Here is a 14805-nt window from a genome sequence, read left to right on the forward strand (position 1 = left end):
CGTCGGCGCGCTGAACGTCCGGGGCGTCTCGGTGGGCGCCGACTTCCACTTCGGCCACAACCGCAAGGGCACCCCGGCCTTCCTCCGGGACGCCGGACAGCGCCACGGCTTCGAGGTCGAAATCCTCGACATGCTCGACGAGGGCGACGACCACATCTCTTCCTCCCGCATCCGCTCGCTGCTCGGCGAGGGTGACGTCGCCGGCGCCTCGCAGCTGCTCGGCTACCACTGGTTCACCTCCGGCACGGTGGTGAAGGGCGACCAGCGGGGCAGGGAGCTCGGCTTCCCCACCGCCAACATGGCCACCCCCACCGGCTTCGGCCTCAAGCAGGGCGTCTACTCGGTGCGGGTAAAACTCAACGGCCGCCTGCTCGACGGCGTCGCCAGCTACGGCAAGCCGATGTTCAACAACGAGCGCCCGCCCTTCGAAACCTGGATCTTCGATTTCGACGAGGATATCTACGGCGAAACCCTCGAGGTCGCCCTCCTCGGCACCGTCCGCGGCCAGGTGAAGTTCGCCGGTCTCGACCAACTGATCGCGGCAGTGAACAACGACGCCGCGGCTGCCCGGCAACAGCTGCAGGGGACGTTGCCCGTGTCGGAGCTGGACGAGAAGCTGGGGTTCTTCCGCTAACCTTTGATCCGGTGGAAGCCGACCCCCACCCCTGTCCCCTCCCCCTGAACAGGGGGAGGGAGACGCCTGCCGAGACGCCTGTGCATGGGTCTCCCTCCCCCTTTTGAGGGGGAGGGGACAGGGGTGGGGCTCCCCACGCACCGGCGGCAAGCGTGAGCCCTCCCGGCCCCCCGTCCAATTGCCGCTGGCACCAATACTCCCGCCTTGCTAAAAGCCCGCAACTTTCCATGGTAGTTGACGATGAACGACACCCCCTCCAGCGGCGCGGATACCGATTACAGCGCGACGCTCTTCCTGCCCGAGACCGAGTTCCCGATGCGCGCGGGCCTGCCCGACCGCGAGCCGGGCTGGCTCAAGCGCTGGGAAGACATGGACATCTACGCCCGCCAGCGCGCCGCCGCTGCGACCAAGCCCAAATTCACCCTGCACGACGGCCCGCCCTACGCCAACGGCAACATCCACATCGGCCACGCGCTGAACAAGATCCTCAAGGACCTCGTCTCCCGCAGCAAGACCATGCTCGGCTACAACTCCGCCTACGTGCCGGGCTGGGACTGCCACGGCCTCCCCATCGAGTGGAAGGTCGAGGAGCAGTACCGCAGTAAGGGCAAGAACAAGGACGACGTCGAGATCAACGAGTTCCGTGGCGAGTGCCGCAGCTTCGCGCAATACTGGGTCGACATCCAGCGCGAGGAGTTCAAGCGGCTCGGCGTCCTCGGCGACTGGTCCAATCCCTACCTCACCATGAGCTTTGACGCCGAGGCGCAGATCGCCCGCGAGCTGATGAAGCTCGCCGCCTCCGGCCAGCTCTATCGCGGTTCCAAGCCCGTCATGTGGTCGGTGGTCGAGCGCACCGCGCTGGCCGAGGCCGAGATCGAATATGCCGACTACGAGAGCGACACCATCTGGGTGAAGTTCCCCATCCATTCGGGCGGCGGCGAGATCACCTCGAAGGCCTTCCACGACCTCAATGCCTCGGTGATCATCTGGACCACCACGCCCTGGACCATCCCGGCCAACCGCGCCATCAGCTATTCCCCGAAGATCAGCTACGGCCTCTACGAGGTGACCCAGGCCCCCGAGGGCAACTGGGCCGCCAAGGGCGAAAAATACGTGCTGGCGGACAAGCTTGCCGGTGAAGTCTTCGCCAAGGCCAAGGTGGAGGCCTATGCCCGCATCGGCGACGTCGATCCGGCGCACATCACCTCGACCATGCACCCGCTGCGCGGCCTCGCCGGCGGCTACGAGTTCGAAGTCCCGCTGCTCGCCGGCGAGCATGTCACCGATGATGCGGGCACCGGGTTCGTCCACACCGCGCCCGGCCACGGCCTCGACGACTTCGAGGTCTGGATGAGCTCGTCGCGGAAGCTCGCGGACCTCAACATCGACCCCTCGATCCCCTTCATGGTCGACGACGCCGGCTTCTATACTGCCGCCGCCCCCGGCTTCGAGGGCGCGCGCATCATCGACGACAACGGCAAGAAGGGCGACGCCAACCAGCGCGTCATCACTGCCCTTGCCGAGCGCGGCGCCATGGTCGCCCGCGGCCGCGTCAAGCACCAGTATCCGCATTCCTGGCGCTCGAAGAAGCCCATCATCTTCCGCAATACCCCGCAGTGGTTCGTCTACATGGACCGCGACATCGAGGGCCGGAAAGGCGACACGCTGCGCGCCCGCTCCCTCGCCGCCATCGATGCGACGACCTTCTATCCGGCCGCGGGCCAGAACCGCCTGCGCTCGATGATCGCCGAGCGCCCCGACTGGGTGCTGTCCCGCCAGCGCGCCTGGGGCGTGCCGATCGCCGTGTTCTACAACATCGAGCGCAACGAGATCCTCACCGACGAGTCGGTCAACCACCGCATCGGCCAGGCCTTCGAGGCCGAAGGCGCCGACGCCTGGTTCAAGCCCGGCGCCAAGGAGCGCTTCCTCGGCAACGCCGTGCCCGATCCCGACAACTGGACCAAGATCGACGACATCCTCGATGTCTGGTTCGAGAGCGGCACCACCCATTCCTGGGTGCTGCGCAACCCGCAGAAATGGCCTGACCTGCAGTTCCCGGCCGGCATGTATCTGGAGGGCTCCGACCAGCACCGCGGCTGGTTCCATTCCTCGCTCCTCGAAAGCTGCGCCACCAACGGCTTTGCCCCCTACAAGTCGGTGCTGACCCACGGCTTCACCCTCGATGGCGAGGGCAAGAAAATGTCGAAGTCGCTGGGCAATACCACCGCCCCGCAGGACGTCATCAAGCAATACGGCGCCGATATCCTCCGCCTCTGGGTGGCCCAGTCGGACTATTCCGATGACCTCCGCATCGGCAAGGAGATCATCAACTCGACCGTCGACAGCTATCGCAAGCTCCGCAACACCGTGCGCTGGCTGATCGGCAACCTCGCGCACAGGAAGGCCGACGAGACCGTCGACTATCGCGACATGCCCGAGCTCGAGCGGCTGATTCTCCACCGGCTGAAGGAACTCGACGCCCTCGTGCGCGAGGCTTACGAGGCCTACGACTACAAGCGCATCGTCGCGGCGCTGTCGAACTTCATGAACATCGACCTTTCGGCGTTCTACTTCGATATCAGGAAGGACGTGCTCTACTGCGACCCGATCAGCTCGGTGCGCCGCCGCGCCAGCCTGACCGTCCTCGACCACGTCTTCGATGCGCTCACCGCCTGGCTCGCCCCGATCCTGGTGTTCACCATGGAAGAGGCCTGGCTCGAGCGTCACCCGGGCGCCGATTCGTCGGTGCACCTGCGCGAGTTCCCGCAGCTCCCCGCGACCTGGACCGACAGGAAGCTCGCCGAGCAGTGGGAAAAGGTGCGTGAGGTCAGGAAAGCCGTCACTGGCGCCCTGGAAATCGCCCGCCGCGACAAGGTCATCGGCTCCTCGCTCGAAGCGGCCCCGAAGCTGTTCATCGCCGATGAGTCCCTGGCCGCCGCAGTGCGCGGCGTCGACATGGCCGAAGTCTCCATCACCTCCGGCATCGAAGTCACCGAAGGCGAGGGCCCGGCCGACGCCTTCCGCACCGACGAAGTGCGCGGCGTGTCCGTCGTCTTCGCCAAGGCCCAGGGCCGCCAATGCGCCCGCTCGCGCCGCTACTTTCCCGAAAGCGAAATGGACAAGGAGTTCCCCGAACTCTCTATCCGCGACGCCCAAGCCATGCGGGAACGCAAGGCGGCGGGGCTCTGAGGCCTGTGCAAACCGACTCCCACCCTTGTCCCCTCCCCCTCAATAGGGGGAGGGAGCCCTCCACCGAGAGATCGGTTCCATCGTCTCCCTCCCCCCGTTTTGGGGGGAGGGGACAGGGGTGGGGGGCCCCAGCCGCGATGCCGCAGCAACTCCTCCTCGAAAGTGTGAGGGAGCCCTCCACCGAGACATCGGTGCCATCGTCTCCCTCCCCCCGTTTTCGGGGGAGGGGACAGGGGTGGGGGGCCCCAGCCGCGATGCCAACTCATGCGGGCACCACCGAGCGGGGTGCGGAGCCACGATGCTGACCCGCCCCTACCTCATCCCCTCACTCCTCGTCGGCCTCCTCGCCTTCGCCCTCGATCGCGGCCAGAAATACCTGCAGATCGACCTCGGCGGCTGGCGGGGCGGCGAGGTGGTGCCGGTCACCGATTTCTTCGACTACGTGCTGGTATGGAACCCCGGCGTTTCCTACGGCCTGCTCAACGACCTGCCGGTCTGGGCGCTGGGCGGCATCGCCATCGTCGCAATCCTCGCACTTGGCGTCTGGTGGTCCCGCAGCTCGGACGCGCTGGTCCGCTTCGGGCTGATGCTGGCCATCGGTGGAGCCGTGTCGAACGCCCTCGATCGGGTGCTCTACGGCGCCGTTGCGGATTTCTTTCATTTTCACTGGCAGGATTGGTCGTTCTATATCTTCAATATCGCCGACGTCGCGATCACGCTGGGGGTGTTGCTGCTCCTCCTCGATTTCCTCGGGATCGGCCGCAGCAAGCCGGCCTGATCGCAAAGGCGCCTCAATCTGGTCTTACGGCCGGGCTTGGTCTATAAGGCCCGCGCGGGGCGCAATGGGTCGCGGAAAAGGGATGTCTCATGCTGAGTGATTTGACCGGGCGGCGGCCCAGTTTCAAAGCCGTGAGCCGGGGCGGATTGCTGGCCGTTGGGCTGGTGTTCGGGCTGGGACTCAGCGCCTGCACCACCACCGAAGGCACCAATGCCCTGAGCGATGTCGGCACCTTCGAGCGCGAAGTGCTGACCGAGACCATGAAGGGCATGGGCATGATGGACCGCGAGGAGAAGGCGGAAAACGCCGAGCGCCGCGGCCCGCTGGTGCTGCCCAAGAGCAACGCCGCGCTGCCTGCACCGCAGGATGCCAAGGCCGACCAGACTGCAGCCCTGCTGCCCGAGGATTCGAGCCGCGTGCAGATCGATACGTCCAATCTCTCCGAGGCCGACCTGAAGCGCCTGCGCAATGCGCGCGTCGTCGACCTGCGCACCCTCAACGGCCGGCCGCTCACCGAGGTGGAGACCAAGCAGCTCACCGCCCGCATGACCGCCGCCAAGCTCAAGGGCGGCCCGCGTCCGCTCTATCTGCCGCCCGACGAGTACTATACCACCGTCAAGGGCCAGGACATGGTATGCCTCGCCCCCAATGGCGAGCTCGTGCCGCTCACCGACAAGTCGTGCCCGCCGGAAGTCCGCAAGGCCCTCGCCGCGCAGGCTCAATAACTTAACTCGAAAGATGCGCCGCCCGTAACGGGTCACGCAGGAGTTCGTCATGCCTGATATTTCAGCCGTCCCGACGGACGGCGATCGCTTGGCCAAGGTAATCGCCCGTTCCGGACTCTGCTCCCGCCGCGATGCCGAAGGCTGGATCAAGGACGGTCGCGTCACCGTCAACGGCAAGAAGGTCCTCACCCCGGCCTTCAACGTCTCCGAAAAAGACAAGATCAAGGTCGACGGCGAGCCGCTCGCGGCGCGCCAGGGCACCCGCGTCTGGCTCTACCACAAGCCCGCCGGGCTCGTGGTCACCGAGAAGGACCCCGAGGGCCGTCCCACCGTCTTCGAGGCGCTCGAGCAAAAGGACCTGCCGCGCGTCGTCTCGATCGGCCGGCTCGACATCAACACCGAAGGCCTGCTGCTGGTCACCAATGATGGCGGCCTGAAGCGCGTGCTCGAGCTGCCGGCCACCGGCTGGCTCCGCCGCTACCGCGTCCGCGCCTTCGGCTCCGTCACCCAGGCCCAGCTCGATACCCTCAAGGACGGCATCGAGATCGAGGGCATCCAGTACGGTCCCATCGAAGCCATCCTCGAGCGCGCCCAGGGCTCGAACACCTGGCTGGTGCTGAGCCTCCGCGAAGGCAAGAACCGCGAGGTCAAGAACGTCCTCGGCGCGCTCGGCCTGCAGGTCAACCGCCTGATCCGCGTCAGCTACGGCCCGTTCCAGCTCGGCGACCTGCCCGAGGGCGAGGTCGAGGTGGTGGCCGCCCGCGTGCTGCGCGACCAGCTCGGCAAGCGCCTCGCCGCCGAAGCCAACACCGATTTCGAGAGCGAAATGCCCGAAACGGCGCCGAAGAAAAAGCCCGCCACGAATCCCAAGCTCCGCGCCGCCGCGCCGGGCAGGGAGCTGCGCAAGGATTCGCCGCACAAGTCGCGCGAGAACAAGTTCCGCTTCGAGGACGACGACACCGAGGCCGCAGCCGCCGCGGCGCTCGCCGAACGCCCCCGCCAGGATCGCCCCGGCCGCTTCGACAAGAAGCCGGTGCGCGCCCCCAGCCGCCCCCGTCCGGTCGATCCGGGCGAAATCCGCACCATCCATTTCGAGGATGGCCGCGAGGCCGAGATCCGCGTCAAGCCGCCCCGGCGCGAGGGCCCCGAAGGCGAAGAACGCAAGCGCTGGAACGACCCCGAGGACAGCTCGGCAAAGAATTTCGGCCGCCCCGCCCATCACGAAGACCGCCCGGCCCGCGCCCCGCGCCCCGAAGGCACCGACCGCCCCAAGCGCCCCTATGGCGACAAGCCTGCCGGCAAGCGCCCGTATGGTGACAAGCCCGCCTATGGCGAGAAGCGTAGCTATGGCGACAAGCCGGCCAGCGCACGCTCCTACGGTGACAAGCCTCGTTCGGCCCGCCCGGCCGGCGATCGCCCCTATGGCGACAAGAAACCCTACGCGCCGCGCGGCGATGGTGCCTCGCGGCCGTATGGCGACAAGAAGCCCTACGCCCCCCGCACCGACGCAAGCGACCGTCCCGCCCGCGCCTATGGCGACAAGCCGCGCAGCTTCGGTGACAAGAAGCCATACGCGCCCCGCGGCGATGCCGGCCCACGTTCGTACGGCGACAAGAAGTCCTCCGGCGCCCGTCCGCCGCGCGACGGCGGCGACCGTCCTCCCCGTGCCGAGGAGCGTCCGTACGCCCCGCGCAATTCTACCCCGCGGGAGCGCACCAGCAGCCGCCCGCTAGGCGACAAGAAGCCGTACGCGGCGCGCAGCGATGCCGGTCCGCGCTCGTTCGGCGACAAGAAGCCATACGGCACCCGCCCGCCCCGTGAAGGCGGCGACCGTCCGGCGCGCTCCTTCGGCGACAAGCCCCGCAGCTACGGCGACAAGAAGCCGTTCACCGGCAAGCCCGGTGGTGCTCGTCCCGCTGGCGGCCGCCCCGCCGGCGACCGTCCCCGCGGACCCAAGAAGCCCCGCGAGTAACCGATGCGCATCGTCGCCGGCAAGTTTCGCGGCAAGGCGCTGCTGTCGCCAAGCGACGACAGCATCCGCCCGACCTCCGACCGCGCACGCGAATCGATCTTCAACATCCTCGGTAGCCGCATCGGCGTCCATCTCGAGGGCCTCAAAGTCCTCGACCTCTTCGCTGGCACCGGCGCGCTCGGCCTCGAAGCCCTGTCGCGCGGCGCCGCCAGCGCCGTCTTCGTCGACACCGGCGCCGAAGCCCGCGGCCTCATCCGCGACCACATCGAGGCCTTCGGCATCGCCGGCATCGCCAAGCTCCTCCGCCGCGACGCCACCGCCCTCGGCCCCGCCGGCAACATGGGCCCCTTCAACCTCATCTTCCTCGACCCGCCCTACGCCAAGGGCCTCGGCGAACAGGCGCTCGTATCGCTGCGGACAGGCAGCTGGCTAGCCAAGGACGCCACCATCGTCCTAGAGGAAAGCGCCGAAGTGGAACTCACGCTCCCCGAGGGCTTCGAAGTCGACGACCGCCGAGAATACGGCGCAGCCGCGGTACATTTCATCAAGGCCGTGACCTGACAGCGATCGCCTTCTCCCCTCGTGGGAGAAGGTGCCCGAAGGGCAGATGAGGGGTCGCGACGCAAGGCGTCGCTCTTCCCTCTCCCCTTGAGGGAGAGGGGTGGCGCGCAGCGCCGGGGTGAGGGGCAGTTACGATCCTTCCCCTCATCCGTCTCGCTTCGCTCGCCACCTTCTCCCTCAAGGGGAGAAGGGAATCCCGACTGAGGGAGTCGCTTGTACGACGCCCCCTACCGCGTCCTCCCAAACAACCGCTCGATATCCGCCTTCTTCAGCTCCACATAAGTCGGCCGCCCATGGATGCATTGCCCCGAATGCGGCGTCGCCTCCATCTCGCGCAGCAGCGCATTCATCTCCTCGACCCGCAACCGCCGCCCCGAGCGCACCGAGCCGTGGCACGCCATCCGCCCGATGATCGCCTCCAGCCGGTCCGCCAGCGCCGCGGTGCTGTCCCACTCCGCCAGCCCATCGGCCAGATCCCGCACCAGCCCTTCGATATCGGCCTGCCCGAGAAGCGCCGGCGTCTCCCGCACCGCTACCGCCCGCGCCCCGAACCGCTCCAGATAGAGCCCCAGCCGCTCCAGCACCGGCGCCGCCTCCTCGAGCCGCGCGCAATCCTCCTCCGGCAACTCGATCACCACCGGGATCAGCTGCATCTGGCTCGCCACCGGCCCCGCCGCCATCTGCGCCTTGAACCGCTCGTAGACCAGCCGCTCATGCGCCGCATGCTGGTCCACCAGCAGCAGGCTGTCGCCGTTCTGCGCCACGATGAAATTGTCGAACATCTGCGCCCGAGCCGTCCCCAGCGGATACTCCGCCGGTTCCGCGGCCGGGGCAGGGTCCGTCACGTCATACCGCGCACTGGGCTCGGCAAAATCCGCGAAACGCGCAGTCGGGGATCCTCCCCCGCCCAGCGGGGGAGGGGCTTCGAACCGTCCCGAAGGGCGAATGGCTCCCGTGGAGCCATTCGAGGTGAGAAGGCCTTGAGAGCTATGCTCGAAAGGCCCGGCGGAGGCAGGTACCGGCACCCGAAACGCCCCAACCACATCCCCGGCCACCGTCGACGCCGCCCGATGCCCCGCCGCCTCCAGCGCCTCCCCGATCGCCCGGATCACCGCCCCCCGCACCGCCCCGGGGTCACGGAACCGCAACTCCGCCTTCGTCGGATGCACATTCACATCCACATCCGCCGGATCCACCGCCAGAAAGATCGCCGCCACCGGAAACCGGTCGCGAAACACGAAATCCGCATAGGCCGCCCGGATCGCCCCCACCAGCACCTTGTCGCGCACCGAGCGCCCGTTGACGAAGAAATACTGGCTCAGCGAATTGGCCCGCGTATAGGTCGGCAGCCCCGCAAGCCCGGTCACCACCATGCCGTGCCGCATCGTCGCCAGCGTCACTGCGTTGTCGCCGAAATCGGCGCCCATCACATCGCCAAGCCGCGCCCTGAGCGCCCCGTCGCCCTCGCGCCCCGGCCAGTTCGAGCTCGTCCGGTCGGCCCCCTCGAGCACGAACTGCACCCCCGGATTGGCCATGGCGAGGCGCCTGACGATATCGGTCACCGCCCCGGCCTCGGCCCGCTCCGATTTCAGGAACTTCCGCCGCGCCGGCACATTGGCGAACAGCTCGCGCACCTCGACAATGGTGCCCCGGTTCATCGCCACCGGCACCGGCCGCGCCTTCACCCCGTGCGTGACCGCAATCCGCAGCCCGCCCGCATCCTCGGCCCGGCGCGACGCGATGCTGAGCTCCGCCACCGCCCCGATCGAGGCCAGCGCCTCGCCGCGAAACCCCAGCGTCCGGATATCCTCGAGCCCGTCATCCGCCAGCTTCGACGTCGCATGCCGCTCGACCGACAGCATCAGGTCGGCCTCGTCCATCCCGACGCCGTCATCCTCGATCCGGATCAGGCTCTGCCCGCCCCCCGCCGTGGTGATGGTAACGCGGCTCGCCCCCGCATCGATGGCGTTCTCCACCAGCTCCTTCACCACACTCGCCGGCCGCTCCACCACCTCGCCCGCAGCGATGCGATTGATCAGATCCTCGGGCAGCTGGCGGATGGGCAAGGGCGATTCTCCTGAACGCAAAGTCTAGCGTTCCAGCCCCGCTGGTGCCACATCGCCTCTCCCCCTAGGCGGGGGAGAAAGCGAAATCTTAGGTTTAGCCGTTTGGCTAAGCCTTAGATTTCGCAAGAGAGGGGGTCGTGGAGGGCACCCTGGCTCCGCACCCCCTCTCTTGGAATTTCCAAGGCTTAGCCAAGAAGCTAAGCCCAAGAAATTCCATTCTCCCCCGCAAGGGGGGAGATGGGCCGGTGGCAAGGTCGCGCCCGCAATGTTAGTGAAGCTGACATGCCCACCCCCATGGACCTCGCCCTCTCCCTCGCCGAAGCCGCCGCCGCCGGCGGCGAAGCCCCGGTCGGCGCCGTCATCGTCGATGGCGACACCATCCTCGCCGCCGAGCGCAACCGCATGCGCGAACTGAACGATCCCACCGCCCACGCCGAATTCCTCGCCATCCGCACGGCGCTCGCGACCCGCGGCACCGGCCGCCTCGACGGCTGCGACCTGTACGTAACCCTCGAACCTTGCGCCATGTGCGCCGGCGCCATCGCCCATGTCCGCCTGCGGCGCGTCTACTACGGCGCCGAAGACCTGAAGGCCGGCGCCATCGACAACGGCGTCCGCCTGTTCGAAAGCCCGAACTGCCACCACCACCCTGAGGTCATCGGCGGACTGGGAGCCAAGCGCTCCGGCGAACTGATGCGGCAATTTTTCCAGCGGCTGCGGTAGCCGGTCGCTAGCCGGTGGCTGTGAACCCCCACCCTGTCCCCTCCCCTTGCTGGGGAGGCAGACCAAAACACCAGGCGTAGCGAAAGCGTCTCCCTCCCCATTCTTAGGGGGAGGGGACAGGGGTGGGGGTCCACAGCCACCGGCCTCAAGACAACCGCCCTACCGATCCTCCGCCCGCATCGACTCCGCGTCATGCCGCACGAATGCCTCGACCCGCTTCTCCAGCGCCCGCTTGAAGTTGTCCTTGTCCTTCTCGACATGCGCCACGATCTCGCGCACCCGCCAGAATTCGAGCGCCCCGAAGCTGCTGAGATGCGGGCGCACATAGACGTCGGGCGGATAGGCCGCCATCATGTGCGCGGTCAGCGAATGCATCATGATCTGTGCCGAGCCGAACCACACATCGAGCGCCTTGTGGTTGAGCTTGTTGAGCTGCTCGGACGGATCGCCGTTGACGTCGATGCCGATGAGGATGTCCGTATCCGCCGCCGCCTGGTCGAGCGGCAGCGGGTTCACCACGCCACCATCGACCAATAGGTGATGGGCGAACGGCACCGGCTTGAACAGGCTCGGAATGGCGATCGAGCCGGCAATTGCCTGCCGCAGTGGCCCCTCCGAGAACACCGCCTGGTGCCAGGACTGGAAATCGGTGGCGACCACGTAGAACTTGGTCTTCAACTGCTTGAATTCGTAGGGAAACGGGTCGGGCAGGAACGCGTCGACCACCTGGCAGGCGTCGAGCTGCACGTTGAAGCCGGCCTGGAAGAAGTTGCCGAGGTTGCGCACCTGCGCGCCCCACAGCCGCCCGGCGATGATCCGCATCGTACCCAGAACCGAGAACGAGTGCTCGCGCAGTTCCGCCCCCGTCATTCCCGCTGCCCAGCCCGCGCCGATCAGCGCGCCGATCGACGTGCCGGCGATGACATGGGGCCGCAGCCCCATCTCGTCCATCGCCTCGATATAGGGAATGTGGGTCAGCCCGCGCGCCGAGCCGCCGCCCAGCGCCACGCCGATCCTCGGTTCGGACCCCGATGGCGCACGTCCCGTGGGGTGTTCCAGGTGGATGCCGCGCAGCCGATCGACAATCTCCTGCCCCCGCCGCTGCAGCGGCGTCAGCACGACCGTCGATGTCAATTCATGGGTCACGATAACGACGTAGGGTACGCTTGGCCGGTTTATAAGAGGTTCAGACCGGTTTGAGTTCCCTTGCGACGGCGCGCCACCCGATATCGCGCCGGCAGAAGCCCTCCGGCCAGTCGATCTTGTCCACCGCAGCATAGGCCCGATCGCGCGCCTCCGCCACGGTTCTTCCCAGCGCCGTGACGTCGAGCACCCGCCCTCCATTGGCCAGCAGCTTGCCGTCCGGGCGGAACGTTCCGGCGTGGAACACCACCAGGTTCTCGCCGTCGAGCCCGTCCACGCCGCGGATTTCGCTGCCCTTCTCGAAGCTCACCGGATAGCCCTTGGCGGCCAGCACCACGGTCAGCGCCGCGTCATCGCTGAACACCGGCTTCACCGCACTGAGCGTACCGCGAGCCGTCGCCTCCAGCAGGTCGAGCGCATCCGATTGCAGCCTGAGCATCAGCACCTGGCACTCGGGATCGCCGAACCGCACATTGTATTCGATCAGCTTGGGGCCCCCCGCCGTCACCATGATGCCCGCGAACAGCACCCCGGTGAACGGCGTGCCGCGCTCGGCCATGCGGCGGATCGAGGGCAGGATGATCTCGTTCTCGACCCGCGCCGTCATTTCCGGCGTCATCACCGGGGCGGGGGAGTAGGCTCCCATCCCGCCGGTATTGGGCCCGCGATCCCCGTCCCACACCCGCTTGTGGTCCTGCGCGCTCGGCAGCATCACCACGCTCTCGCCGTCGCAGAGCGCGAAGAGGCTCGCTTCCTCGCCCTCGAGATAGTCCTCGATGACCACGGTCGAGCCCGAGTCCCCGAACGCGCCGGAGAAGCAGTCGCGCACCGAGTCCTCCGCCTCCTCGATGCTCATCGCCACGGTCACGCCCTTGCCCGCGGCGAGCCCGTCCGCCTTGATGACGATCGGCGCCCCTCGCTCACGCACATAGGCGAGCGCCCCGGCCTCGTTGTCGAACCGCCCATAGGCCGCGGTCGGCACCCCCGCCTCGTCGCACAGCTCCTTGGTGAAGGCCTTGCTCCCCTCGAGCTGCGCCGCCGCCTTGCTCGGCCCGAAGCAAAGTATCCCCGCCGCCCGCACATCGTCCCCCAGCCCCGCCACTGCCGGCGCATCAGGCCCGATCACCACGAAATCGACGGCGTTGGCGAGCGCGAACCCCACCACCGCCGCATGGTCCGTAATGTCGATCGCGACATTCTCGGCAATCGCCCCGGTGCCGCCATTGCCCGGCATCACGTACAGCTTCTCGCAGCGCGGCGACTTGGCAATGGCCCAGGCCAAGGCATGTTCGCGGCCACCCGAGCCGATCACCAGAATGCGCATCTCGCCCTCTTTCTTCCCTCTCCCCTTGAGGGAGAGGGTGCCCTGCGAAGCAGGGCGGGTGAGGGGAAGTCGCGATATCCGTCCCCTCATCCGGCGCTTCGCGCCACCTTCTCCCTCAAGGGGAGAAGGAAGTTCGGTGGCCCTCTAGCATGCGCGGCGTACGCTCGCCACCCTTGACGGACTCGCCCCTTTCCCGCACCTCTCACCCATGTCCGTGCCGCTGACCAACGCCGCCGAGTTCACCGTCTCCGAGATCGCCCAGGCGGTAAAGCGCACCGTCGAGGACGAGTTCGGCCACGTCCGGGTGCGCGGCGAGATCTCCGGCTATCGCGGCCAGCACTCCTCCGGCCACGCCTATTTCACCCTGAAGGACGAAAACGCCTCGATCGACGCCGTGGTCTGGAAGAGCTCCTGGCCCCGGCTCACCTTCAAGCCCGAGGAGGGAATGGAGGTGATCGTCACCGGGCGGCTCACCACCTTCCCGCGCTCGTCCAAATACCAGATCGTCATCGAGCAGATCGAACCCGCCGGTGCCGGCGCGCTGATGGCGCTGCTCGAGGACCGGCGCCGCAAGCTCGCCGCCGAGGGGCTTTTCTCCTCCGAGCGGAAACGCCCGCTGCCCTACCTGCCGCGCGTCATCGGCGTCATCACCTCGCCCACCGGCGCGGTGATCCGCGACATCCTGCACCGCATCTCCGACCGCTTCCCGTCCCACGTGCTGGTCTGGCCGGTGCGCGTCCAGGGCGAGACCGCCGCCAGCGAAGTCACCGCCGCCATCCACGGCTTCAATGCGCTGCTGCCCGATGGCCCGATCCCACGCCCCGACGTGCTGATCGTCGCCCGCGGCGGCGGCTCCATCGAGGACCTCTGGGGCTTCAACGAAGAAATCATGGTCCGCGCCGTCGCCGCGAGCCGCATCCCGGTGATCACCGCCGTCGGCCACGAGACCGATACCACCCTCGTCGACTACGCCTCCGACCATCGCGCCCCCACCCCCACCGCTGCCGCCGAGGCCGCCGTCCCCGTTCGCGCCGATCTCATCGGCTATGTGGACGAGCTCGGCAGCCGCCAGCGCCAGGCTTCGCGTCGCATCACCGCCAACTATCGCGACCGCTTCCGCGCCGCCGCCGCCGGCCTGCCGCGCCCGCTCGATATCGTCGCCACCGCCCGCCAGCGGCTCGACCTTGCAGCTTCGAAACTCGTCGCCGAGCTGCGGCACACCGGCCAGCGCAAGCGCCTCGCCTTCGCGCGGATATCGGGGCGCCTGTCGCCAATCGCTCTTCGCAACGAAGTCCGCCACCTTCGCAGCAAGCTGGCGCCGCCCGCCGGACGGCTCACCCCAGCGCTGCGCAGCATGATCGACCAGCGCCGTCAGCGCCTCGAATCGCTGACCAAGCTTCTCGACGCCGTGAGCTATCGCAACGTCCTCGATCGCGGCTTCGCCATCGTGACCGACTTCGAGGGCCGCATCGTCAAGCAGACGGTCCAGGTCAAGCCCGGCGACCCGGTGCACATCCAGGTCTCCGACGGCACCGTCGGCGCCACCATCGGCGGCGCTCCCGGCGTGCGCAAGCGCGTCAAGCCGCCTCCGGACGAAAGCGGGCAGGAGAGCCTGTTCTGATCCGCCCCAGCATCGCCATGCTGCAGGTCTAGCGTTGGATTTCGTTCATGTACCGGTCAGCAAGCGGCG

The 14805-nt window shown here is 67.8% G+C and carries 11 protein-coding genes; 8 read left to right on the forward strand and 3 right to left on the reverse strand.

Annotated elements, in window-relative coordinates; translation table 11 throughout:
- The 6 genes from JWQ89_RS14100 to rsmD form a co-directional block, all read left to right on the forward strand.
- Nucleotides 1–634: riboflavin kinase (locus tag JWQ89_RS14100; protein ID WP_299642013.1), on the forward strand; the 634-nt coding region annotated here is incomplete at its 5' end.
- Between the two features lie 240 nt (nucleotides 635–874).
- Nucleotides 875–3823, forward strand: a complete 2949-nt coding sequence (gene ileS, locus JWQ89_RS14105) for an isoleucine--tRNA ligase (protein ID WP_299642015.1) — start codon at nucleotides 875–877, stop codon at nucleotides 3821–3823.
- A gap of 298 nt (nucleotides 3824–4121) precedes the next feature.
- Nucleotides 4122–4601, forward strand: a complete 480-nt coding sequence (gene lspA / locus JWQ89_RS14110) for a signal peptidase II (protein WP_299642016.1) — start codon at nucleotides 4122–4124, stop codon at nucleotides 4599–4601.
- 89 nt (nucleotides 4602–4690) lie between these two features.
- Nucleotides 4691–5326 carry a hypothetical protein gene (locus JWQ89_RS14115; RefSeq protein ID WP_299642018.1) on the forward strand — a complete coding sequence of 212 codons (636 nt, stop codon included), beginning with the start codon at nucleotides 4691–4693 and terminating at the stop codon, nucleotides 5324–5326.
- A gap of 49 nt (nucleotides 5327–5375) precedes the next feature.
- On the forward strand, nucleotides 5376–7298 hold the full coding sequence (locus tag JWQ89_RS14120; RefSeq protein WP_299642020.1) for a pseudouridine synthase: 1923 nt from the start codon (nucleotides 5376–5378) through the stop codon (nucleotides 7296–7298).
- A 3-nt stretch (nucleotides 7299–7301) separates the two neighbouring features.
- Nucleotides 7302–7859: a 16S rRNA (guanine(966)-N(2))-methyltransferase RsmD gene (gene rsmD / locus JWQ89_RS14125; protein WP_299642022.1), complete on the forward strand. Its 558-nt coding sequence runs from the start codon at nucleotides 7302–7304 to the stop codon at nucleotides 7857–7859.
- 227 nt (nucleotides 7860–8086) lie between these two features.
- Here the strand turns inward: rsmD and mutL are convergent, their stop codons facing one another.
- Nucleotides 8087–9925 (reverse strand): DNA mismatch repair endonuclease MutL, encoded by a 1839-nt coding sequence (gene mutL, locus JWQ89_RS14130; protein ID WP_299642024.1) that lies wholly within the window; start codon nucleotides 9923–9925, stop codon nucleotides 8087–8089.
- A gap of 282 nt (nucleotides 9926–10207) precedes the next feature.
- Here mutL and JWQ89_RS14135 point away from each other — a divergent pair, with 282 nt between their 5' ends.
- Nucleotides 10208–10648: a nucleoside deaminase gene (locus JWQ89_RS14135; protein WP_299642026.1), complete on the forward strand. Its 441-nt coding sequence runs from the start codon at nucleotides 10208–10210 to the stop codon at nucleotides 10646–10648.
- A gap of 159 nt (nucleotides 10649–10807) precedes the next feature.
- Here JWQ89_RS14135 and JWQ89_RS14140 read toward each other — a convergent pair whose 3' ends face one another.
- Both JWQ89_RS14140 and purD read right to left on the reverse strand, forming a co-directional pair.
- Nucleotides 10808–11782 (reverse strand): patatin-like phospholipase family protein, encoded by a 975-nt coding sequence (locus JWQ89_RS14140; RefSeq protein ID WP_299642028.1) that lies wholly within the window; start codon nucleotides 11780–11782, stop codon nucleotides 10808–10810.
- A gap of 52 nt (nucleotides 11783–11834) precedes the next feature.
- On the reverse strand, nucleotides 11835–13115 hold the full coding sequence (purD, locus tag JWQ89_RS14145; RefSeq protein ID WP_299642029.1) for a phosphoribosylamine--glycine ligase: 1281 nt from the start codon (nucleotides 13113–13115) through the stop codon (nucleotides 11835–11837).
- 208 nt (nucleotides 13116–13323) lie between these two features.
- On the opposite strand from purD, the gene xseA reads away from it, so the two are divergent.
- Complete coding sequence (xseA, locus tag JWQ89_RS14150) at nucleotides 13324–14736, forward strand: exodeoxyribonuclease VII large subunit (RefSeq protein WP_299642031.1); 1413 nt, start codon at nucleotides 13324–13326, stop codon at nucleotides 14734–14736.
- The last annotated feature ends 69 nt before the right edge of the window (nucleotides 14737–14805 follow it).

Source organism: Devosia sp. (assembly GCF_028290645.1).
GTDB lineage: Bacteria > Pseudomonadota > Alphaproteobacteria > Rhizobiales > Devosiaceae > Devosia_A.

Bases quoted from the DNA above. Each gene is read 5' to 3' on its own strand.
- ileS (WP_299642015.1), top strand. From the start codon at position 875: ATGAACGACACCCCCTCCAGCGGCGCGGATACCGATTACAGCGCGACG.
- rsmD (WP_299642022.1), top strand. From the start codon at position 7,302: ATGCGCATCGTCGCCGGCAAGTTTCGCGGCAAGGCGCTGCTGTCGCCA.
- purD (WP_299642029.1), bottom strand. From the start codon at position 13,115: ATGCGCATTCTGGTGATCGGCTCGGGTGGCCGCGAACATGCCTTGGCC.
- xseA (WP_299642031.1), top strand. From the start codon at position 13,324: ATGTCCGTGCCGCTGACCAACGCCGCCGAGTTCACCGTCTCCGAGATC.
- JWQ89_RS14115 (WP_299642018.1), top strand. From the start codon at position 4,691: ATGCTGAGTGATTTGACCGGGCGGCGGCCCAGTTTCAAAGCCGTGAGC.
- JWQ89_RS14135 (WP_299642026.1), top strand. From the start codon at position 10,208: ATGCCCACCCCCATGGACCTCGCCCTCTCCCTCGCCGAAGCCGCCGCC.
- lspA (WP_299642016.1), top strand. From the start codon at position 4,122: ATGCTGACCCGCCCCTACCTCATCCCCTCACTCCTCGTCGGCCTCCTC.
- JWQ89_RS14120 (WP_299642020.1), top strand. From the start codon at position 5,376: ATGCCTGATATTTCAGCCGTCCCGACGGACGGCGATCGCTTGGCCAAG.